This window comes from Candidatus Bathyarchaeia archaeon (genome assembly GCA_035283685.1).
GTDB lineage: Archaea > Thermoproteota > Bathyarchaeia > Bathyarchaeales > Bathyarchaeaceae > DATETJ01.
On record DATETJ010000002.1, the window covers coordinates 464929 to 488286 of the forward strand.

Annotated in this window: 16 protein-coding genes; 10 read left to right on the forward strand and 6 right to left on the reverse strand. The window is 48.0% G+C overall.

The features are described from left to right. Positions 1-5: 5 nt before the first annotated feature. Entirely contained in the window at positions 6-998 is a 993-nt protein-coding gene (locus tag VJ249_02605) for an ABC transporter permease (GenBank protein HKZ93459.1), read from the reverse strand. A gap of 221 nt (positions 999-1219) precedes the next feature. Here VJ249_02605 and VJ249_02610 point away from each other — a divergent pair, with 221 nt between their 5' ends. The 7 genes from VJ249_02610 to VJ249_02640 all read left to right on the forward strand — a co-directional run bounded on the left by VJ249_02610 (position 1220) and on the right by VJ249_02640 (position 14118). Next, a complete protein-coding gene (locus tag VJ249_02610; protein HKZ93460.1) occupies positions 1220-3265 on the forward strand; it encodes an ABC transporter substrate-binding protein in 2046 nt (681 codons plus the stop codon). A 17-nt stretch (positions 3266-3282) separates the two neighbouring features. After that, positions 3283-4689, forward strand: a complete 1407-nt coding sequence (locus VJ249_02615) for a cohesin domain-containing protein (protein HKZ93461.1) — start codon at positions 3283-3285, stop codon at positions 4687-4689. Positions 4690-4841: 152 nt separating this feature from the next. Then, positions 4842-6698: a CARDB domain-containing protein gene (locus tag VJ249_02620; protein HKZ93462.1), complete on the forward strand. Its 1857-nt coding sequence runs from the start codon at positions 4842-4844 to the stop codon at positions 6696-6698. Positions 6699-6792: 94 nt separating this feature from the next. Then, positions 6793-8067: a PKD domain-containing protein gene (locus tag VJ249_02625; protein HKZ93463.1), complete on the forward strand. Its 1275-nt coding sequence runs from the start codon at positions 6793-6795 to the stop codon at positions 8065-8067. A 214-nt stretch (positions 8068-8281) separates the two neighbouring features. Continuing rightward, on the forward strand, positions 8282-11194 hold the full coding sequence (locus VJ249_02630; protein ID HKZ93464.1) for a PKD domain-containing protein: 2913 nt from the start codon (positions 8282-8284) through the stop codon (positions 11192-11194). A 133-nt stretch (positions 11195-11327) separates the two neighbouring features. Next, positions 11328-12509 (forward strand): hypothetical protein, encoded by a 1182-nt coding sequence (locus tag VJ249_02635; protein ID HKZ93465.1) that lies wholly within the window; start codon positions 11328-11330, stop codon positions 12507-12509. 16 nt (positions 12510-12525) lie between these two features. Then, the gene (locus VJ249_02640; protein HKZ93466.1) at positions 12526-14118 is read left to right on the forward strand and encodes a CARDB domain-containing protein; all 1593 of its coding nucleotides are present in this window, start codon (positions 12526-12528) and stop codon (positions 14116-14118) included. 994 nt (positions 14119-15112) lie between these two features. Here VJ249_02640 and VJ249_02645 read toward each other — a convergent pair. From VJ249_02645 to VJ249_02655, 3 genes are all read right to left on the reverse strand, one after another. Next, complete coding sequence (locus VJ249_02645; GenBank protein HKZ93467.1) at positions 15113-15679, reverse strand: hypothetical protein; 567 nt, start codon at positions 15677-15679, stop codon at positions 15113-15115. Between the two features lie 15 nt (positions 15680-15694). Next, entirely contained in the window at positions 15695-16087 is a 393-nt protein-coding gene (locus tag VJ249_02650; protein HKZ93468.1) for a hypothetical protein, read from the reverse strand. A 67-nt stretch (positions 16088-16154) separates the two neighbouring features. Then, positions 16155-18149, reverse strand: a complete 1995-nt coding sequence (locus tag VJ249_02655) for a right-handed parallel beta-helix repeat-containing protein (GenBank protein HKZ93469.1) — start codon at positions 18147-18149, stop codon at positions 16155-16157. A gap of 156 nt (positions 18150-18305) precedes the next feature. Here VJ249_02655 and VJ249_02660 point away from each other — a divergent pair, with 156 nt between their 5' ends. The 3 genes from VJ249_02660 (at position 18306) to VJ249_02670 (ending at position 21808) form a co-directional block, all read left to right on the forward strand. Next, positions 18306-19805 (forward strand): C25 family cysteine peptidase, encoded by a 1500-nt coding sequence (locus VJ249_02660; protein ID HKZ93470.1) that lies wholly within the window; start codon positions 18306-18308, stop codon positions 19803-19805. 45 nt (positions 19806-19850) lie between these two features. Next, entirely contained in the window at positions 19851-20891 is a 1041-nt protein-coding gene (locus tag VJ249_02665; protein HKZ93471.1) for a PKD domain-containing protein, read from the forward strand. Positions 20892-21481: 590 nt separating this feature from the next. Beyond that, on the forward strand, positions 21482-21808 hold the full coding sequence (locus VJ249_02670) for a hypothetical protein (GenBank protein ID HKZ93472.1): 327 nt from the start codon (positions 21482-21484) through the stop codon (positions 21806-21808). A 490-nt stretch (positions 21809-22298) separates the two neighbouring features. Here the strand turns inward: VJ249_02670 and VJ249_02675 are convergent, their stop codons facing one another. Together VJ249_02675 and VJ249_02680 are read right to left on the reverse strand one after the other, a co-directional pair. Continuing rightward, positions 22299-22661 (reverse strand): DsrE family protein, encoded by a 363-nt coding sequence (locus VJ249_02675; GenBank protein ID HKZ93473.1) that lies wholly within the window; start codon positions 22659-22661, stop codon positions 22299-22301. Between the two features lie 330 nt (positions 22662-22991). Further along, entirely contained in the window at positions 22992-23288 is a 297-nt protein-coding gene (locus VJ249_02680; GenBank protein ID HKZ93474.1) for an Lrp/AsnC ligand binding domain-containing protein, read from the reverse strand. Between the last annotated feature and the right edge of the window lie 70 nt (positions 23289-23358).

Sequence of the window (23358 nt, forward strand, 5' to 3'; positions counted from 1 at the left end):
CTCCTTTATCTTCTGAATCCAACGCGTATTCTCGGGTCCAATATTCCGTACAGTATGTCTGCGGCAAGGTTGCAGATGATGGTAAGCACAGCGTATATGAAGAGCACTGCTTGGACAACTGGATAATCATCTGCTTGGAGAGCACTTATATACCAAGATCCGATTCCTGGCCACGTGAATATGTACTCGGTTATGATTGCTCCGGTCACTAAGCCTGGTATGGCGAGAGTGATCATTGTGGCGATGGGTGGCAGCACGCTTCTGAAAGCATGTCGGTAGAGAACTGTTCGTTCACTTAGTCCTTTGGCTCGTGCTGTGAGCACATAATCTTGTGTGAGAGCGTCTATCATCAGGTTTCTGACGTACAGTGCGTATCCTCCGAAGCCTGCTAATATGAGTGTTAATGCGGGCATTGTCATGTGCCATGCAATGTCTGCCATGAGAGCTAAAGATTCAGTGGGAGCTGGAACGCTGACCATTCCACGAGGTGGGAACACTTGGATGCCGAACCACATCACGAAGAAGTAGGAAAAGAAGAGTAAAAATATCATTTGGATGAAGAATGTCGGCACTCCGTCTGCAAAGAGTCCGGCTGCCATTGAGACCATGTCCGTTTTGGATCCTCTTCTGGATCCTGCGAGTATTCCCACGGGTGTGCCTAGCAGAATCGAGCCTATTAGCACTGTTCCCAGAAGTAGAAGCGTGTTTGGCAGTCGTAGGGCGAGGCCTTCGTTTATGGGTTCTCTTGTTTTGAATGAGAAGCCGAAGTTCCAGGTGAATACGCTCTGAATGTATAGACCGTACCGGGTCGTTAGAGTCTCATTCAGTCCGTATTGGAGAAACAGTTGGTCTTTTTGTTCTTTTGTGAAGTTTGGATCAATGATGGTTCTGGTTGGGTCTCCTGCGTAGACGACTTGGAATATTACGAAAGTGAGTGTTGCGATGATGTAAAGTGTAACTAGTCCAATTGCAACTCTTTTTAGCAGATAACCTCTCAAGTTGGGTATTCTCCTTTATTATTGAGTTTTCCAAAATTTCTGATGTCTGAAACCATTTAAAGTTATCTTCGATGGTTAGAGAATGGCATTTAAAATTATCTGGGAGTGTAGAGGTGGCTTCTATGTGTCTGTTATATAGAACTTTATATAATAACTCTTATATTTCTGCTTGAAGTAGTTAATGGTGCTGAAAAAAAGAGATAGGAGAAGGGAAAATACTTATGGACAATAGTATGTTGAAGCGAGTATGCTTGACAGTGATTTGCATATCGATGCTCGCAGCAATGTTCTCCATTAGCCCCGCGTTTGCGCAACAGAGAGGTCCAAAACTAGATCTCTATCGACTTAAGGTCACGAGGTCTCCGGCTGCTCAGTTGATTGAGATGACTACGGGTGCCAGTGAAGCGTGGGATGGTCTCATCCGACCCACTGACATTGAAGAGATGGACCGCCAGGGTAAAGTTATCAGTTCTCGTGGTGGCTTCCACTACTGCCGTATCATCTTGAACTACAGGGTGCATCCACTTGACGATGCGAACTTCAGGCACGCCTTGTTCCATTTGGTGCCTAAAGACCGCATCATCGGCAACCTATTCAAGTACATCGTTGTGAAGGTTGACACTCCAGTGCCTCCAGCTCAAGCGTTGTGGTACAACCCCGCGGTTGACCCCCACGCCTACAGCCCTACAGAAGCAGAAGCAATTCTGGCTGCTGCAGGCTACCAGAAGATTGGAGGCGAGTGGAAGGACACGGATGGCTCAAACCTGCCTACTCTGCGCTTCTTCGTGCCGCTTGAAGTTGTGGCGCCTACGTCCTACACTATCGGTAGGATGGTGGTTGAGGAAGCTCAGGGCATCGGCTTGAACAACATTGACCTTCAACCAACTGACTTCGCCACGTACGTTGACAAGACTTTCAACCTGTGGGACTATGAGATGTCGTGGGTTTGCCACGGTTTGGGCAGGTTCCCAACCCACTTGTTCTACCAGTTTAGTTCTGAAGAGAACTATCTGGGAAGCGGCAACCCTCACGGCATAGTCTACCCAGCCCTGGATGCTAAGTTGTCCACTTTGTTGAGGAGCTTGAACCACGCGGACAAAGTTATTGCCGTGCGTGAGGCTCAGGTTCTCTTGATGGGTGGATCAAGCAGCAGTCCAATGCCTCAAAATGTGCCGGCTACAGACCAAGCTTTGCCAACAGTTCCAATCTACTCTAGAAACTACTATGACATTCAACAGCCCTACTTGCGCGGCGCCGTCAACATGTTCGGCTATGGCATTGCCAACGGCTGGACAATGTTGAACATTGAGAAAACCGCTGATCCTAACGGTCACGGAGCCAAAACCCTTGTGTGGATTGAGGACGAGTTCCCGGAGAGGTTGAACCCAACCTGGGCGTCAACGGTCTACGCGTGGGATTTCATGGAGAATTCATTTGACGGCTTGATGGCAACCAACCCATTCACTCACCGAGATGAGCCTTGGCTTGCCTCGAATGTAAGCGGATGGTCGTACGCGACTGAGCCGGGCGGCATGGCAGTAACCTTTAACATTAGGCTGAATGACCTGCACGGTTCACCAGTCCAATGGGCTGACGGTGATCCAGTTCAAGTGAGCGACATCAAGTTCTCGTGGGACTTCCTCAAGAACAACACTATTCCAGCCTACTGGGGTGCTTTCAGGTTCTTCAAGAACGCCACTATCGTGGACGCGGACACTATTGTGGCTCACATGACCACGACGAGCCAGTGGCTGGTCTACGATTTGGCTGGCACTGCTTACCTACTGCCGCCTCAAGTGTGGACTGTGGATCCACGTGATGGCTTGCCATGGGTTAACACCGCTGAGATAACAAGCTTTGACCCGTCTGCGCTGGCGTATCCTGATCCGGATGGTGGTGGACCGCTTCGTGCGCTTCCAAACCACTTGTTCGGGACAGGCCCGTTCATACTGCAGCACTCAACCGCGTTCATGGCGACTAACGCTTACGGTGACCAGACTGCTAACCGCAACTACTGGTTAACTACGGCTGACATCGATGCCATTATTGAGGACATGTTCTGGAGATCAGGTGACACCGTTGACAACGACGAAGTTGACATCACCGACCTAGACTTGATCGCCACATGGTTTGGCCAAAACGTGCCCCCAGCGCCTGTAAACGCTGACATCACCCGAGCTGCAGGTGGACCACCAGACACACTAGTAGACATCGACGACCTCGCAACAACTGGCAAATACTTCGGTGAAACCGAATCAGTGCCGTAAACTTGGAGGTGAATAGAGTGAGAGGAAAAAGCATTTTGTGGTTGGCTCTTGCTGCGTTGCTGTTGGCTATGCCTGCAGTTAACGTGCGGGCGCAGACCACAACTGTATATATAGATCCTCCATTGACCACTGGCCTAATGCCTGGCGACATCTTTGCGGTGAACCTGATGGTGATGGGTGCTGTTGATCTGAAGTCATGGCAGGTTGAGTTGTCCTTCTCGAAGTACATGGCCACGCTAGCTGTCACCGACGTCATTGAGGGCGACTTCATGATGATTGGTGGCGATACCTTCATGGCTAAGTACGTGGATGCGTTCCACGGCTTGCTGAAGGTTGGTGTCACTATCCTCGGACAAGTCGGCGGCGTCTACGGTGATGGATGGCTAGCTACAATAATCTTCACTGTGCTAGAAGCAGGCGAAACTCCATTAGACCTACATGACACTATACTGTTGGACTCCATGGGCGTTGAGATGGCGCACGATGCAGTTGACGCCTATTATCTTGGACTCACTGCGGATATGTACAACGTGCCTGGCAGCAACCAGACAAGAGAAGGTGGCTGGAAGGCAGGAGACACCCGCAAGTTCAAGATGATAGTCCAAAACACAGGCTATGCACCACTCTATGTGCGTGCAAAGCACTCAACTGTGCGCGGCTCAGACAACAAGGTGTTCAACCTGTACAGCGGCCAACACATGTACACAACAGTGCCTAGACCAACAACGTACTACAACGTGAGTGGCTACACACCCGCAGGCTTCTCTGATTGGACAACAGTCGGTACAAGTCCATTCCTAGCCCCATGGGGACCAGCGGCAGGTGCTGGCGCGGACGGTAGCTACGTTCAAGCGAGCGACTACAGCCAGTTGACAGGCATAATTGACTTCCAGGACATCAGCTTGAACCCAGGAGACGTCATCCTGAGTGTAACGCTTGAAGCGTTCACAAAGGCAGACAGCACTGCAATTGATATGGACGTCTACACGTATCCAGACTTTGCTTGGCTAGGTTCCTTGTGGGGTTCTGGAAGCTACGGCTGGAAGACTCAGAGATGGATAACAGGTCCAATTTCCGACTCTATGCCGTCGCTCAAGACCGCCGCAGGATTCAATAGCCTGAAGCTAGTGATTCACTACTGGACAGAAACTGGCGCTACGATGGGCAACGCTTTCATGGAAGCGATCAGATTGAGAGTGGCTTTCACTGGAATTGATCCGTTGACTCCAGGCTTCTACACTATCATGCCAGGCGAACAGAAAGTCCTGCCAGCAGCGTTATGGGATCTATGGGCATTCGACGCAAACACCTACACAACAACTTCAACCCTTGAGTATCGATACAACTTCCCAGACCCACGATTCCCAATGGTTTGGCAAACTGGTCAGCATACCAAAACGTTCACTTGGTGGGTCCGACCGTAAACGGATTCATCACGTGACGTCCCAAACTCCCTTTTTTCTTTTCTTGTAAATTAACACAATGTCACAGGAGACCCCACCCTACGAGAAGACAGAAACTCGTGCTTCTGACGATGCTCGTTTCTTCGGTTTTGTTACTCGCAAATATACATTCTGTGTCGCCCATTGTTTGGTCAAGCGAGAAACCGCTCCCAACTAACACGTCGTACTATGATGGATCTGCTTCGGTTACCCAGACATCGGATGGAAAAATTTGGGTAGTCTGGGACAAGGAGGTGCAGTCGCGCTGGTCTATTTTCTATACGACGTCGTCTGATTACGGCGCGACTTGGGCGCTTGAGCAAAACCTCACCGCGGTTCCAAGTCAAGACTTTAACAAAGATCCGTCAATTGTTCAGCTGTCGAACGGAACAATAATAGTTGTGTGGGCAGCGCAGAAGAATCCGCCGCTTCTTCCCAATGATTTTGAAATGAGTGCATCGCCTAACGCGCTCACAATTCCTAGGGGAAGTTCAGGTTTTTCCAATATCACAGTCCATTCGCTGAACGGCTTCAGTGACTTGGTGAGTTTGTCAACGAGGATTGGACCACCCACTCCACATATTACTACGGGTTTTAGCCCTCCTCAAGTGACGCCTCCGCCGAACGGGAACGCTTATTCAGGTCTTACAATAAATGTTGGCGTGCAGACCCCTGTGGGCACGTACACTGTAACAGTGAGAGGCTACAACCAGGCGCTCGACGTAACTCGAACCACGATTGTCACTGTGACTGTTCCTTCCACCTTAAGTTCACCTTCTTCGATGGTTAGCGACTTCTCGCCTGCGGCTGAGCCTACACAGTCTCCTTATGAACTTGTCTACAGAACCTCGTCAGATAATGGAACCACCTGGTCAGCTGAAAAGAAGCTTCCGCTTGACGATGCTTCTGGGGATAATTTGGCGCCTTCCATAATGCAGGCTGCTAATGGCTCTATTTGGCTTGTCTGGGTTTCTGGTCGGACGGGTAATTCCGAATTATATTATAAGACTTCGCCGGATGGGATTTCTTGGTCTAGTGATTTTCGGCTCACGTATAATGCGAGTGTGGATGGCAGCCCATCCATTGCGCAAATGCAAAATGGCAACATATGGGTTGTTTGGTCTACGGACAGGTTTGGGTTAAACGAAGAGCTGATTTACAACGTTTACAATGGAACATCTTGGCTGGGTGAACAGCGGCTCACTAGCACCGTAGATTACATTGACGTGTATCCCGCGATTCTTCAGGCATGGAATGGAACGATACGCGTATTCTGGACTATAATTGGTGTTCCAGGCGATGGCACAGGCGACATTTACTATGTGGAGTCAAATAACAATGGAACTTCGTGGTCAAGTCCGATTCCATTTACAACCGACACTCGGGAGGACCAGTGGGTTGCTGTGGCTGAGTCTGTGGACACGCGTATGTGGGTTGTGTGGACTTCGAATCGAACTGGTGGCTTTGACCTTTATTACAGAACTTCGCTTGTGCACAACTTGGCTGTCACTGTAGTTGATCCTTCGCCGCTCAGAGTCTACCAGAAAGAAAATGTGACGATAGATGTGACTGTGCGGAATTGGGGTGACTTTGGTGAATCCTTCACTTTGTCCTGTTACGCTAATACTACCTTGGTATATTCTCGTCCAGTTACTTTAGCGTCTGGGGCTTGGACAACAGTGACTTTTGGATGGAATACGTCTGGTTTTGAGCGGGGCAACTACTATGTGACCGCAGTGGCAAGCGTGGTCCTAGGTGAGATTTATGCTGGAGATAATTCTCTGACGCATTCAACTATTCGTGTGAAGCTTTTAGGTGACGTAGATGACAGTGGGTTGGTCAACACGCGTGACATGTTTAATCTGGGAAAGGCTTTCGGATCTGTGCCTGGAAACCCTAATTGGAATGAAGAGGCAGACATGAACGGAGACAACGCAGTCAACACTGTTGATTTGTCGGAGTTAGTCGGCAACTTCGGCGCAACTGGCTAACTGAGACCTGTCTCCTTCAATTATGGATAAGTTTAAATGTTTTATCTTCTCTGTTTTCCTACGAATCCTATTCACGCCTAAAGAGGAAATGAGGATGCCGAAGCCTAAACATGTGTTGCTTTTGTTGAGTTTGTTTGTTTTGAGTCTTTCAGCTTTGAGTTTGGTCCCTTCGTCTGTGGAGCAGGTGAAGCCGCTTGTTTATGTTGATCCGACTCCTATTGATTTTGAGCCTGGCGAAAGTTTCAATATAAATATCACAATCAAGTCTGCTGTGAACGTGTTTGCTTGGGAGTTCAAGTTGTTGTGGAATGCGTCAGTTCTTAATTACACTGGAGCTGTTGAAGGCGACTTTCTTAAGGGTTTTCAAAACGCGTCCACTTATTGGGTTAACCCGGTGCTGACTCAAAACGTCAGTGACAAATATCGTGTTCTTCTTGGGGTTACTCGTTTAGGCGCTGATATTCCTGGGGTTAGCGGAAGTGGTAAGCTTGCTATGATAAGTTTTGATGTTTTGACCAAGGGCGAAACAACCTTAGATTTGGTGGAAACCAAATTGAGAGACAGCGTTCCAAATCCAATTGATCACGATTCGCGGGATGGTTTGTTCTCGAATACAGCTGGTTTTCCGCGACCTGATTTTTCGTTCACTCCTGCTAAAGCGAATATTAATGAGACCATTACGTTTGATGCCAGCAATTCGACTGATGTTGATCAGGGCGTAGATCATTACATTGTTCTTTATTCTTGGAATTTCAGCGATGGCACTCCCGTCGTGGAGGAGGCTGGCGCCATTACTTATCATGCTTATTCTGAGGGTGGCACTTATGACGTGACTTTGACTGTTATGGACAATGATCGCTGGAACAGGTCGATTACTAAGGCGGTGAAGGTTCGGTTCACGTACGATGTCAAGGTCGCCGAGGTTAAAGCTGCGGTTGAGTCTGCTACAATTGGCGACAAAGTGGCTATTACGGTGAAGGTTAGCAATGAGGGTTCAGGCGATTTGACGAGTGTGAGTGTCACGGCTTATTATAGTGTAGGGTTGCAGTTGGGTACTGCTTTGGGTCCAGCGCAGACTACGTCGTTAGTTGTTGATCAGACTAAGACTTTGTCTTTCGAGTGGGACACTTCAGGTGTGGCTAAGGGCAGCTACCGAATTAACGCGGCGGTTGCTCCTGTTGCAGGTGAGCCTGAACAAGCTCAGGAGGATAATACGAGCCGGGGTGGCACGGTTACGTTGGTTGAGGTTCAGGAGACTCCTTGGCTCTTGTACGGTGGCATTATCGCCGGAGTTGCCGTGGTGGCTGTTGTCGGTTTCCTGTTTATGAGGCGCCGAGGCGGCGGTGGCAAGCAAACTCCAATTCGCTAGACCCGGAAACTTCTAGCATCTCTTTTTTCTTGTGGTCTTTTTGGAAATCTGTTTCTTAGTAGAGGCAAGTTCTGGCGTTTGATGCGCCTTTTTCCATTATAGTGTGGTTACAATAATCGTCTAGTATTGTGTTTAGTAGATGTGTTCAGCAACTTTTAAATTGTGTCTTGCATTTAGTTTCACATGTTCAACGTTGGAGAGAGAAGGCGAGGACATGAAGAAACCTAATCCGCGTCAGGTTTACGGCATAATTGTTTTACTCACGGTTTTGATCACTCCATTTCTGCCATTAGTACCAACGGCGAAATCACAAGCTTCAACAATCGTGTATGTCGATCCCCCTTCCACTACGGGCTTATTGCCCGGAGACATTTTCGCTGTTAACATAATGATCTCGGGCGCTGTCGATCTGAAATCATGGCAGTTCAAAATGTCTTTTCAAGGAGTCATCGACGGAGTGCTAATGGTCACCGATGTCATTGAAGGCGACTTCCTGATGATAGGAGGCACAACCTACTTCACCAAGAACATTAACAATGACGCTGGCTGGGTTCAAGCCGCCGCCAGCATTCTGGGTCAGGTGGGCGGCGTGTACGGAGACGGCTGGTTGGCAACAGTGATCTTTAAAGTTGTTGGAGGCGGCGAAAGCCCGCTCGACCTGCATGACACGATACTTCTTGATTCAAACAGTGCTGCGATTCCGCATGATGTAACTGACGGGAGTTATGTTGGTGCTGCACCTTATGCCTCTTTCAGTTACCGTCCGTATGAGGTGATTGATGGCTATGAGCCTGCAGCTAATCAAACAGTCACGCTTAATGCTACTGACAGCTACGATCCAGAAGGAACGATTATAGCAGACTATGCCTGGAACATCACCACAGCTGATTTGGCGGAAGTTATCGCAGCTTTCAGTACAACTGATAAAATCTCAACGCACAGCTTCACAAAAGAAGGGCTATACCTTGTGAAACTCAATGTTACTGACAGCGATTCGCCGAATCCCCATTGGGATGCGACTAACAAGACTATTAACATTGTAAGAAGAGACATAAACGTCACTAAGGTCGAAGTCGTGCCCATTGGAGAGATCATACCTGGGACTTTGATAAGCATCAATGTTACTGTCCAAAACATTGGAACTGGACAAGAAGACTTCGGTGTAACCACATTCTATAATGGCGTTCCAATAAGCACCACGCAGATAATAGGACTGAGCCCGAAAACTCCCGGGACACCATATTTGCAGTACACTAAAAGCACAGTGCATACTTGGGATACAACGGGCATCCCAGAAGCTGTATACGCCATAAAAGGCGTGGCAATCACAGACCCCGGCGAGAACAACATAACAAACAACGAGCTTGTTGGCGGAAGCGTAACGATTGCATCCGCGAGCAGGCTCATATACAATATTCCAGTTTTTGGCAGAACGTTCACAGTCGGGATACGCACGGACTCGCTGGCGTCTGCTGATGCGAATGAAATGTTTGTTCACGGCGAGAAAAAATTGACCTTTAACGTCACAGGACAACAAGGAATCTTACGCTTCTCAAACGTAACATTACCGCATGATCTACTGAACGCCTCAAGTCCAACAGCGTGGATTGTTAAACTAAACGGCTCCAACACCAACTACATGGCAATATTCAACAGCACTCATTACTTCATATACCTCAACTACACATTCGCAAGCGCTTACACAGTGAGTATAATAGGAGAAAGCGTTGCCGACCCACCACAGCCTATCCTAATAATCACACCAACACGAGGGGTCGCCGGTCAACCTGTGACACTTGATGCCTCCTCGAGCACAGATCCTGACGGTCACGGTTTCACCGAGTTCTTTTACTGGGCTTACAGGGTTTCTGCGCAGGGTGACAAAATCAATTTCTGGAACAAAACCACGACCGACGATTCAGTTACCGTGGTGTTTAACCAGTCTGCCCTCAGTCTGAACTCGCTACGAGTGACCTTGACCATTACGGACAGCTGGGGAATGGAGAACACGACTCAAGAGCAAATTCTCGACGTGTTGTGGCCGTTTGACATAGCCTTAGTAGACATTGACGTCTCCAAGGACTCCATCAACATAGGTGAAGCAATTTTCATCAATGTGACAGTGACAAGTGTCCTCGATACTCATGGCGACAAAGTGCTGTTCAAAGTCACAATATATGGCAATGATACCACATTGACGACGAAGCTGGTCAAACCTAACATACAACCTCCGGAAATCCAAGTGCCCGAAGTTGGCATTAATGCACGAGCGGATTTCGAATGGAACACAACAAGCTTGGCAATCGGCACTTACACGCTGAAAGCAACTGTAACAGTCGTCGAGTATTCCACTATACGCACGAATCTTCCTGCGGAAATCAACATCACAGATAACATGCTGACTTACGGCGAGGTAACAATAAAGAAATGGGGAAGTCTAGTAACCATGGTACTGTCGCCTTCAACAATTAACATAGGACAAGACACCAAGATCAGCGGGGCGGTAACTCGTTCAGCAACTTCGCTTACAGATGTCCCCGTAACCGTTCAGTACAGAGGCTCTGGACAAACCGGCGCATGGACTGACGCTGCAACAGTGAACACAAACGTTCAAGGACAATATCAATACACATGGAAGCCCCTCTTGGCTGGCAACTATGACATAAGAGCTAGTTGGGCTGGAGACAGCATCACGTCGGCTAACGTGAGCACAACCAGAGCTTTAGTAGTTCGTCAAGCAATAAGTGAGATAACCATCGAGGTCACAGCCAGATCAGCAACTGCAGGCTCCACAATAACCATTAGTGGCACAATCACCCCTTATGCGCCTGCTGTATCAGTGACAATTAATGTGCGGAAAGACGGCGGAACTTGGACAACGCTGGTTACAGTGACAACTGACGCTCAAGGCAACTATCAGTATGGATGGAAGCCAGGCGAAGCTGGAAGCTACGAACTGCAAGCAACATGGGAAGGTAACGTTAACGCCGGGGCGAGCGAAAGCGACATCAAAACCGTGTCAGTGTCCGCTGATGGATTACAAAGCATCTACATATACATCGCTGTGGGAGCAATCATACTTATCGCTGTGGTTGCGGCAGTGTTCTTCCTTAGAAAGAGAAAATAAGGCGGGCATTGAACTCGTAGACGCTTTCTCCCATCTTTCTGTATGCTCTGGCTTATAGACGACAATTACACAAACGATTTATATTTGACTGCAGTTTTATTACGTGTAGTTGGCAGTAGAGGGAGAGAAAGAGATGAAACGTGTACTAGCAATAGCACTATTTATGATTATAGGTTTCAGCGCAGTTTTCAGCATGGTAAAAATAACTTCAGCAACAACAATCATAACTTTGAGTATTGACCCCCTGAAAGTTCCTGGAAAAGTCGGAAGAAACATCACATTCGACATCGCCATCAGCGGAGTCAACTCATCCGTCCTTGACTTGTGGGCGTGGGAACTCAAACTCAACTGGACAGACATTGACTTCAACTACGTCAGCGCAGTGCAAGGTTCGTTCCTTGCACAAAGCGGCACCACCTTCTGGGTCTCACCAATTAGGAGCGGCACAGGAGGCAACGAAACTTTGACTTTGGCTTGCACGCGTACGGGAGCCGGATCAGGCTCCTTGGGTAGCGGTGTTCTAGCCACCATAACCCTATATGTGGTCGGTGGAACATCAGGATCCAAATTTGACCTTTACTCCATCAAGCTGCGGAACAGCCTCCTTAATCCAATTGAGCCGCCAACATACGATGTAAGCGTGCTCGATCAAGTGGGCGAGTTTGCACGACCAAGAAGCTATGATCTCGAACCGGTGTTTGGCGAGGTTGACATTTATGATCTAGCGGTCGTAGGAGTGAACTACGGAACAAACGTTATCCGCGTCACAAAGATTGCCACACAATGGGCAGTAGCAGGTGGAGCTGGATGGCTCAATCCAGAGTTTGTGGGATCTTCTGATGACACTCGGGCATCCGAAACGACTCTCAACGATGCACATAGATGGACTAACTTCGGCTTCAACACAACATCTTGGACGGGAGTGAGTAAAGTCGAAGTGGGGCTGGAGAGAATGGTTGACAGCAGCTTCAGATTGATAACCGTTGCAATGTCCAACGACAATGGCGGAACTTGGAGCGCCACGACGTTTACTCACAACGCCTCTGACCAATTTGACACTCTCGTCTGGGTCGATGTAACCACAGCATACGCTTGGACCAAAGCAATGGTGAATAACATCGCGGTCAGACTGACCTATGCTTCGGCTACAGGAACAACATTCCGTCTTGACTACTTGGCTATTAGGGTCACTCCGTCTCCAGTGCTTTTGCCGCCAGAGGTATTTGATCCAGAAGCGGATGTAGACAACGACCTTAACGTTGACATTGATGACTTGGTCAGAGTGGCGACCAATTATGGGGAGTACGAACTATAATTTGGAGGGAGCGTGAATGAACAAAGCAATCAAGATTATGTTGCTTCTGCTTGCACTTGCACTAGCTTCAGTCCTTACAGCTTCAGACAAAGTTGCGCCTTTCCAAATCGAAAGCGCTAGCGCACCTCCAGTTACCGGTACGTATGCTTCCCGCCCCAGCAATTACACATTTAGTAGTGGGGTATTCGCGAGATTCCCAGACAGAGCGTACGATGGCAGCAACGCAACAACAAACGTTGCCAATTGGGCCCACACCAACGGAGCAGGTTACGGCACATCTAACGGCTACTTTGAGCTAAACGTCTACGGTCCGAGGGCAGCACCGCCTAGGGGTTCAAGAATCACGCGGGTTGATCTGCATGTTGTTTTCTTTGTGGTATCGCAGACGTCAGATACCGGAGCCACAATGTACATCAACTATCGGGTAAGTCCGAGCACTACTAACACTACTCTTCAATCGTGGACTCGAGCACAGCTAAACGTTAGTGCTCCCTGGCATAACAGAACTTATACCAATCAAGCAGATCCCAACGGCGGCGGATGGGCTTGGGAAGACTTATCCAACCTGAAGTTCCGGTTCAACAGACAAGACCCGAGTACGCCAAGCACCAGCGGCGTCTTACGAATCCATGAGGTTTGGGCAACTGTTTACTACGAGTTTACGCAAACAGTCGCCATCTATCCAAAGATTCAATCGCCTATTCCTTCCCAAGTCAAAATAAACGTCACAGGAATAGAGGAGCTGTACGGCTTTGAGTTTAAGATGACCTACAACGCAACAGCGATAACTGTGACAAGCGTCCAATTAGGACCATATCTGAACACCACGGCTGGTGCAGGAAACACTTATGGCGCTCTACTCAAACTGAATGACACAGCAGGCTTCGTTTGGGCTACACAATCAATTCGAGGAAACATTAGAGGCGGAAACATAGCTTACGGAACTTGGCAAACGCTAGCCACAATAAACATCGCTACCCAATCTGGTGGACCAACCAACCTCAACTTCGAAGTCAAACTCGCAGGACACAACTACCTCATAAAGAAGGCATACCCCGGTTCCTTCACACTAATCCAGCCTGGACATGACGTTGCAGTAACAAACATCGTTCCAACACCAACAACGGTAACGCGAGGAGACAACGTAACAGTTGACGTCACAGTCAGAAACGACGGCGACTACATCGAAACATTCTACCTATCAACCTACGCTAACACATCAGCCGCAACCTCGCTAATAGAAACCAAAACCGTGAGCGGCTTAGGCTTAGGCGCAACCCAAGTAGTGTCCTTCACATGGAACACCCGCGACTTCCCGAGAGGCAACTACACAGTCAGCGCAGTAGCAGCTACAATAGGCGTACTAGACACAGACTCAACTGACAACACACTATACAACCTAGCCTCAGTAGTAGAAGTCAACCCACTCTTCGGCGACATAAACGAAGACGGCTGGGTAAGCAGCGCCGACCTCGCAGCCATCAACTTCTCATGGGGAACCCAACCCGGAGACCTACTCTGGAACTTGAACGCTGACCTAAGCAGCGACAGCTTCATAGACGCTGAAGACCTCAGACTACTCGGCGAAGCCTGGGAACCACCAGCATAAAAAACACCAGCTCTCACACATCATCTTCTTTTTTCGTTACACGCAGAACAGCAGAGAGCCTTAAACAACCTGAATCTAGCCAGCGCCTCCAAAGCAACACACGCTGGCATCTGCACACCCAAACCACACTCCTGCAACACAAGACTTGACGACGACACTACAACGAATACCTAGCCATCAACACGCACACAGCAAAGAAGACCCTGCAACAAAGGAAGCAGTTGTGGCAAAAGCACGAGCGCCCTTCAACAAGCTCCCACACAGCCACACAGGCGCACTCAAAAAGGTCGTTATTATTACGGTTTCTAAGCGGAAGTTAATAACACCTGAAACAGAAACCAGCCCCCCACGCCATCCCTTGGCGAAACCATGCCCAAACAGTGACAAAACTTGACACAAGACACCAGGCAAACAGCGCCCAAAACACCATACAAAGACCCAAACAGACCCCAAAACACAACGCTCAAACCTTGTTGATGACACTAAGAACGATTGGGCATCAACACCCACACAGCCAGACGCCTACAACATAGAAGTAGTAGTCAACGTACACGCGGCGCAGACTACTACTTCTAAACCTGAAGCACCTCGGTATTATTGCTTGTTCTAAGCGGAAGTTAATAACATCTGAAAAGAAACCCACCTCCAACATCCAAGATGTTGTTGTGGCAAACCCTTCAACGTCAACAACAACTTCAAAACAGCCACAGCCCTTAACACGTAACATTGAGAGGCGTTAATGCCACCGGGAACAGTCGTATGACGACATCCACGCAGCTTTCAGCCTCTAAACGCATCCGCAACACTGTTAGAAGAAGGTATAAGAGGCTAACCGCCTTCTTCTTTTGAAATTTCTTTTTCCGCAGAGCCACATGCACCCTAACATAGAGGCTCAGCAACAGTCAGTTGTTAGTGTTTCTTAGGCAACGTCAACACTAACATCCACGCAAATGCAACCGCACAAACCGACAATTCATAAAGCTGGAAACTACGCTTACTTTCTCTTAACCTTCATCGGCTTCCTAGACTTCGCAACCAACCCAAAAATCATGACAACCACACCCAACAAAGCCGCCAACGTTCCCACAACTGAATACGGGGAACCAACACGATTCTTAGCCACATTCTCCTTCGCATACACATTACTGCCAGGCAAAACATCAACTGGAACCGCGCCCTCATTCACCAAATCCACCTGATACGTACCATTCCCACCCACATCCACCCTCTGACCAAAAACCGCTCCAACCTCACTAAAAACGGGAACCAAAGTCTGACTACCCTCCGCATCCCTCTGCACACTCGACACCGACACCCTAACAACCCCAGAAAAACTCAAATTCAACTTAAACCACGAACTCCTCGACATAAACCTACCCCAAAACCCCCTGTCCCCAGAACTCCCCGACGCATTCAACCGCGAAGGCCAAATAGGCCTCACAACAGAACCCCAAACCTCAACCACATTCTCCTCAAAATAAACCTCACGAACCGAATACAACGTCAACGCAACACCCACAATAACCAGAACCAAACCTGCAACAACAAATAACCGCCTCAACCCAACCGCCTCATCCTAACTCTGCTTCACAACCGCCGAACCCCTAAGCTCAACCACTTGCTTATCAACATACTCCCAGAACAAACTTTCAAACTCGCTCATCGCCTCTTGCAGCCTCACATCCCTCAAAAAAAGCCCTCCCCCACCAAAAACCGAACCAACATAACCCAAAACCATCCCCAACGAAAACCCACTAGTCTTCCTCCCAGGCACAAACTCCACCTTAAAAAACTCCGGACTACCAAAAACCCTCACATTAACCCGGAAATGAACATTCACCGCCTCTATTTTGAAACCCGAGCCAAAACGCTCCAACTTAGTCTCAAACTTGTTGTCAACGAAAAAACGCTCTACACCCTCACTGAACAACCGGAGATCCACATTCTGATCAGACCACTCATCTTTCACAGTTTCAATCCCTACATAACCAGAAAGCAGAAACGATGTTTTAAAACCTTTTTGACGCCGACCAACGTCACTTAGACTTCCTCCGCTTCCGCCAAAAAACAACAATCACAACAAAAGCCACAGCCGCTACAACCACAATCACCAGACCAGTAAGCCACACATCCAAAAACCTAGGCGACACAACCACATCTCGCTGACTCTGACCACTCCAATAACCATCCTTAGACGCATTCACCACTAGCTCAACAACCTGCCGCTCAGCGATCGAGGGCACCGTGAACTTCACCTGAAAACTCCCCTCCAAATCAGTTACACCCCTCTGCAGAGAGAAAACCCCAGACGCATTAGAAAAAAACGTAATATTAACTCCAGCAACCGCACTCAAACCATCAGTAACATAAACGTCAATAATCAACTCGCCACCCACACTCACACTCGGAGCATTAAGAACCATCGCGACAACCAAAGTTGGCAACGCCCTCAAAACCAGAGAGGCATTACTGCCACTCCCAAACCCTAAATCATCAATCACACTCAAAAACACCGTGAAATTGCCAGGCAACACATACGCATGAATCACGGTGGGCTCAAAAACCCAGCCACTGTCAGAACCGTCGCCAAAATCAAAAAAATAACGCTCAATTCGCCCATCATCACCTGACTTGGACGCATTAAAAGTAACCGCTTCGTTAACAGCCAACAAACTCTTATCCGCTTCCAACAATGCAAAGGGTCGCTCATTAGCCACTGCACTCAAGAGAAACGGCGTGAAATCCAAATCCACGCCATTGCCGTCCACAGGATTCCCCTTTCCACCAGGGTTTAGAGCTGGGTGATATGGACCGCTGGCGTCACCCCAGAAATTGAACTCCGCATTCACAACAGCCTCGTCAGTAACGTTCATCCCGTAAACATTGCCATAAATGTCGTTCATGCCAGCAACATTATACGTGTCACCAGTAACATTGACCCCGTAACCATTGTACGAAATCGAATTCCCTGCAATCTTGGTTTTAACCCCCTCCTCAACAGGTCTCGACCGTCCTCCAGAAATAAAAATCCCAAAACCCACATTCTCAGAAATGACGTTCTCAGACACCAGCACATCAAACTCAGAACTCACATGGTGGAAATTTGCGTAAACATAAAGCCCAGCTTGGTTGAAAACCACTCGATTACCTAAAACAGATGCATTGTAAATGGAGCCAAACCACGGTCCACCGCTGTACAAGTAGATCCCATCAAAATTGTAAGCCACAGTATTGTTCGAGATCACGACATTCAGAATTCGACTTATGTCATAATCAAAGAAGCCCGCCCAAATGAAAAAGTACAAACCCCGCCCATTGTGAACAACATTGTTGCCAATGATCGCCACATCTGAAATAGTTGCACCTCGCGTGGCCCACGCCTCAAGACGAATCCCATTCTCATTATGCTGAATTACACTATCGACGATGCTTAGACCCGAGACGATGTCACCGCTACTTGACACACCGTTTCCATTGATTTCGATCAGCGAATCTCTTATGTTAACATGATTTCTGCCTTCGACATGGACGCCGCTGATCAGACAGTGGGCGATTTTGGAGCTTTCGATTTCAGCTGTTCCCAGACTTTGCACAGTAATCCCGTACCGGGCATATTCCACGACTGCGTTTCTCATTTGAAATCGCTCGTTTTGTGTGCCGTTGAATTTTATTGTGCCCCAGTCTCCTGGCGTCGGTTGAGGCTTGCCTGACGTGAAAACTATAGAGCTGGTCTCGGTTCCGAGGGCTTGCAGACTTCCGCTCACTATCAGAGAGTAGTTGCCTTGAAACTTGATTTCAACCCCGGGTTCGATCGTGAGTGTGGCACCGCCCTCTACGAGGATGTCGCTTGTGATTATGTAAGGGCTGCCAGAAACCGTCCACGTAGTGTTTTGGGATATTTGAGCTCCAATCAAACCTGAGCTCAGGCCAGCTGCATTCATGAATAGGGGTACGCCGGCAAGAGAGCTGAAGAGCAACGCAGCCTGCAAGATTAACAAAACTGGTTTCATGACTTTGCTTGGAATCGACATTGGTCAGCCTTCAGCCTACCATAATTCACTGTGGATTCCGCGGGTATTATTCTTAGCGACGCAAGAGATCGTCATCGCTAGGCTGGCTTCCGATGGCTGTTTATAGATTTGTTTAAATGGTTTCTCTCGAAAGCAATATTTTTGGAGGTTGCAACAGTGAAGAGGTTGCCGATTCTTGTTGTTAATCTGCTGATTCTGGTTTGTGTTCTTCCCTCGGTGTTTGTGAAAGCTGCGGCTGATGGCACGTTTAGTGGTCCAATGGACGTGGCTCAGGTTGCGCCAAATCCGGTTGTCGAGACCAACTCGACTAGTTTGATAGTTTTGGTTCTTGTGAATTCTACAATTTATGGTGGTGTTGAGGCGTCGTTGATGCGGTACAGGGCGGATTTGGTTGGCTTCGGTTTTGAGGATGTTAAGGTTTTGAACTGGTCAGAGCCGAATCCTGCTCTTATCCGGGGGACTTTGCAGGATTTCTATTTGAATAGTAGCTTGGCTGGGGTGCTTTTGGTTGGCGATTTGCCCGCTGCTGAGTATGAGATGTTCACTGAGTGGGATTATGAAAGGTTTCCAATGGATTTGTATTACATGGACCTAGACGGCAACTGGACCGACAGCGACAGAGATGGCATATTAGATACGCATTCCGGGAGGAAAGTGGCGCCTGAGATTTGGGTTGGCAGAATAAAGGCTTCGAACTTAGGGGAGGACGAGGTTTCGTTGGTGAACAACTATTTTGCTAGGAATCATCAGTACCGGTCAGGTTTGCTTTCGGTTCCAAAGAGAGCGTTGATGTACATTGACGATGACTGGGCTGATTACGCGACCATGGATAGTTACTCTCTGGGTCTGTTGTACGATAACGTCACTGAGGTTTTTGATAAGCGAACTACCAGTGTGGCTGATTTCAAGGAGCGACTGAATCAAGGTTACGAGTGGATTCATTTGCGCGCTCACGGCGATTGGAAGCAGACTGGTTTTTTGGTGCCCGGCGAAAGTGGTGGTCTGATTTATTCAACCGAATATAAGGCTCTTAATCCTCAGGCATTGTTTTATCAGCTGTTTGTGTGTTACGCCGCTAGGTTCACTGAGCCGAACTATCTCGCGGGTGAGATTGTGTTCAACACGGATTCTGCATTGATGGCTATTAGCTCTACGAAGCTTGGCGGCATGTTGATGTATTGGACTTTTTATGAAGCTTTAGCGAACGGCAAAACTGTTGGCGACGCTTTCAAAGAATGGTTTGTCAAGTGGGGAGAAGGGAAACTTTCGATTTCTAGTAATTGGATTGGCAGAAAATGGTTCTATGGATTAACTGTTATTGGTGATCCGACGCTTAGGCTGCGTTGGCTTGGGGAGAAGGAAATTGCAGATTTGCAGAGAAGGGAGGAGGAGGTTATTGACGATTTGCCGCTTGTTCAAGGGCTGTTTGAGCAGATTGAGAATTCGGAGTCAAGTTACGATTCGTTGAACGCGCAGTATAATAATTTGAAGGATTCTCATTTGGCTTTGCGTTTGACTTATGACGGAGTAATCGTTCAGTTGGGTGATATTCGTGATTTGGTGTATTTCTTTCTGTTAGTCGTTGGCGGGCTTGCGGTTTCCAATGTGTATTTGGTTAGGACGAGGCCTAAACCTAAGAGGTTAAATTTGGATTAGTGCATGTGTCTTCGGTTTGGTGGGTGGGAGATTGGTGTGGGTTTCATGAGTTGCAGAGCTGTTCGCTTGACCCTTGTGCTGTGTCTTGGTTTGTCTATGGCGTTTGCTGGTTTCCTGACTAGTTTCGTTGTTGCTGAACCTGTTGAGCGTGTTGTTGGGGTTCAGGTTGGAGCTTGGGTTAAGTATGGGGGTTTTTTGGCTTTGTGGGATTCTGAGAATCCTGCGGCTTATCCGACGTTGGATATTTTGGATATTAACAATACTCTTTCGGTTGTTAATACTGTGCTTAATGTTTCTGGGTCTGCGGTGACTTTTGATGTTTCGACTCGTTATAGGAATGGTAGTGTTGTTTCCAGTGTGGTGGAGGTTGATGTGCGGACTGGTGTGGGTGAGGGTAATTTGACTTTTGTGTCTGCTGGGCTTGTTGCTGATGACAGGGTTTATACGTCCGGTGAGTTGGCGGTAGCGCGTGTTAATTCAACTATGCTTAGTGGGTTTGCTGGGGTTTTTAGGGAGACGAATTTGTTGAATGTGACTCAGACGTCTATTGGGCTTGAGAGTTCGTCGGCGTATTGGGCTGAGTATTTTTGGGATAGGTTGACGGGTGTTTTGGTTAGGCAGTTTTGGAGTTTGGCGTTTGTGGATGAGGAGGGGTATTTGACTGTGGCGTCGGTTGAGTATGAGTTGGTTGACAATAATGTGTGGTTTGGCGTTTCTGACAGCGTTGTTCCTGTGGCTGTTGCTGGTCCCGATGTGGCTGGTGAGGTGGGCGTGGCTGTGGGTTTTGATGCGGGTGGTTCGCGGGATAATGTGGGCATTGTTAACTTTGCTTGGAGTTTTGGTGACGGTTCAACTGGTACGGGTCTTACGGCGTTTCATGTTTATGGTAAGGCTGGGGTTTATAATGTGACTTTGAGTGTTGAGGATGTTGGTGGTAATCGTGTTAGTGATGTTTTGGTTGTGACGGTTAAGGAGGTTTCGGGTGGGTTTTTGTTTGTGTTGCCTTGGTTTGTGCCGCTGGTGGTTTTTGTGGTTGTGTTGGTTTTGGTTTTGGTGTGGGTTCGGTTTAGGCGTCGGCGTCGTTGATGTTTGTGCGCTGTTTTGCCGTGGCTAGAGGGTTATCTTGCTGCTGGAAAATTTTTTTGTATGGTGAGCGGTGCTGTTCTGTTTGTGTTTGTGGTTGTGTTTTTTGTTCTGATTGTTGATTTTCTCTCTGTTTAGTGTTGGTTTGTGGTGCGTTTCAATGTTGGTATGCGTGACGTTTCATGTTGGTTAGCGTGACGTTTGCGTATGTTGGTGGCTCTGCGGGAAAAGAAATTTCAAAAGAAGAAGGCGGCTTTTCCCTTTAGCCTTCTTCTACCACGCTGCGGCTGAAGCTGTATGGATGTCGTCGTCAGTCTGTTCCGGGTGACGTCAACGAGTCTGGGCGGTGTTTTTTGGGGTCTGTTAGGGTTTTTGTATGGTGCTCTGGGTTCTGTTTGCGCCCTGTCTTGCGTCAGGTTTGGGCGTGGCTTCGTCAACAATGTCAATGGAGTGGGTTTCTGTTTCAGGTGTTATTAACTTCCGCTTAGAAACCGTAATAATACCGAGCTGGTGTGCTTTGTGCTTGGGGTGGGTTTATGTTTTTTAGTCTCGTTTTGCTTTAGGTTTGGCTTCGGTTCTTGGGGTGGTGTGGCGTGGTGGTTGAGGTTGTGAGGAGGCGGGTGGGCGGTTCGAGGGCTGGTTCTGTGGGTATGTTTGCTTTTTCGATGGTTTGTGTTGGGCAGGTGTTCTCTTTGCTTGGCACTGCTATGAAGGGTTTTGCGTTGGCGGTGTGGGCTTGGGAGGTTACGGGTCAGGCGACTGCTTTGGCTGTGGTGGGTTTTTTTGGTTTTGCGCCTGTGGTGTTGGTTAGTCCTGTGGCGGGTGCGCTTGTGGATCGTTGGAATCGAAAGTTGACTATGATGTTGAGTGATTTCGGATTGAACAGAGACATCAAACGAAAGAAGTTAGAAAGCGAGTGAAGAAACTCACGAAACCTAGAAGAAAGCAAGCATTGAAGTGACATAGCGCGCGCGGTAAAATATCATCTGTTTGTGGTTAAATTTAATTCTCCATTCTGACTATCTCTATGTGGTGATTGAATTGGGTATGAGAAGTGCCAAAGACAAGCCAATGACCAAGAAGGAAAGAGAGGAGAAAAGAAGGAAACGCAAAGAGAAACGCTTAAAGAAATAAAGGCGTATGGAAGTAAGTATTGCTTTGGAGATTAGTGTATGCCTTCATTAGAAAAAAAGAATAAGAAAAAGAGACAAAAACATTTGGCTAAAATTGGGAAATAGCGCAGATTTCCCAACTGCGCGCGAAATAATTGACATAGCCAAATTCACTAGAGATCTAGAAGAAAAAGAAGGAAAGGCGACAGTCTTTGTTTGCCGAGACTACGTCTGCAAAACCCCCACAGCATATGCTTCCGCGATGCTGGAACTATTGGAAGGTCAATGACGCAGGTGTCTAGAACCACATTGTGGCAGAAGCGTCGAGAGCAAGGTCGTTCAATGTAGCTGCGCCTACGATCTTCACGCCTGGGATCAACTTTACTTTTTCCCATCCCAGCATCTGCTTAGAGGCTTCACAAACATCGATCTCAATTCCCATCTGCATTGTTTTCTGGAGCATTTCCGCAACATTCGGGAAGGTTCCAAGCTTTATCTTATCAGCCGCTCCGGGAAGCAGAACCCTGAGCGCCTGACCCAAATAGTACACTTTAGGTTTCAGACCCATGCTTTTAGCAGTCTGGGCAAGAACCAAAGGCGAATATTGCCTCTCAGGGTTGTCGCTGGTCTGGACGTAAAGAACGAATTTTTCATCTTTCACTCTTCTCACCTCCTCTCTGACTCTCTTTTTTCATTCATTCTCACTTTCCGTCACCAACACCGGATCATACTCATGAGGGCGCGGGTCATTGTACCAAGACCATATCTTGGTTGCAACAAACCAGAGTTCCTGCGCCTTCTTCGAGTACCCGGTTGTTTTAAGCGAATATGACATAAGTCATATTTATCTCTTGCCCACGAAACAAGTAGTGCGCGCTACATCCAGATGATCGGGGCGCGGGCTTTGACAGTTGTAGTTGAACACGTGAGCGTAGATTGTTTGTGCTTGGTGGTGAGAAAAATGAGTTGGGTGTGCGAGGTTGTCGCGGGTTTATTCTCGGTGTTTTGACATGGACAGGAAGGGTACTAGTGTGTTTGTGTCTCTTACGCCGTGGATTTTTCTGATTTTTTCGATTAGTTCTTGTGAGAGTTCTTGTACTGTGGAGAAGATGGCTTTGCCGTGGAGGTCTATGTCGGCGACGGCTAGTATGTCGTATTGGCCTGAGACGACATGGACTTCGGCGATTTCTTTTATTTTCAGGAGTTGTTCTTCGACTTTGACGTCTTTTGTGGGGTCTGTGTCGATGAATATGAAGATGTGGTACATGCCTTTCATTTGGGTTGCCATGGTTTGTGCACCTTGAGGTTTCAGTCTGATAGACCAGTGGGGCATAAAAGTCTTGTGTGTGCTCTGGGTT

Coding starts and splice junctions, on each gene's coding strand:
- VJ249_02610 (HKZ93460.1), top strand. CDS start 1,220: ATGGACAATAGTATGTTGAAGCGAGTATGCTTGACAGTGATTTGCATA.
- VJ249_02625 (HKZ93463.1), top strand. CDS start 6,793: ATGCCGAAGCCTAAACATGTGTTGCTTTTGTTGAGTTTGTTTGTTTTG.
- VJ249_02630 (HKZ93464.1), top strand. CDS start 8,282: ATGAAGAAACCTAATCCGCGTCAGGTTTACGGCATAATTGTTTTACTC.
- VJ249_02635 (HKZ93465.1), top strand. CDS start 11,328: ATGAAACGTGTACTAGCAATAGCACTATTTATGATTATAGGTTTCAGC.
- VJ249_02640 (HKZ93466.1), top strand. CDS start 12,526: ATGAACAAAGCAATCAAGATTATGTTGCTTCTGCTTGCACTTGCACTA.
- VJ249_02655 (HKZ93469.1), bottom strand. CDS start 18,149: ATGTCGATTCCAAGCAAAGTCATGAAACCAGTTTTGTTAATCTTGCAG.
- VJ249_02665 (HKZ93471.1), top strand. CDS start 19,851: ATGAGTTGCAGAGCTGTTCGCTTGACCCTTGTGCTGTGTCTTGGTTTG.
- VJ249_02680 (HKZ93474.1), bottom strand. CDS start 23,288: ATGGCAACCCAAATGAAAGGCATGTACCACATCTTCATATTCATCGAC.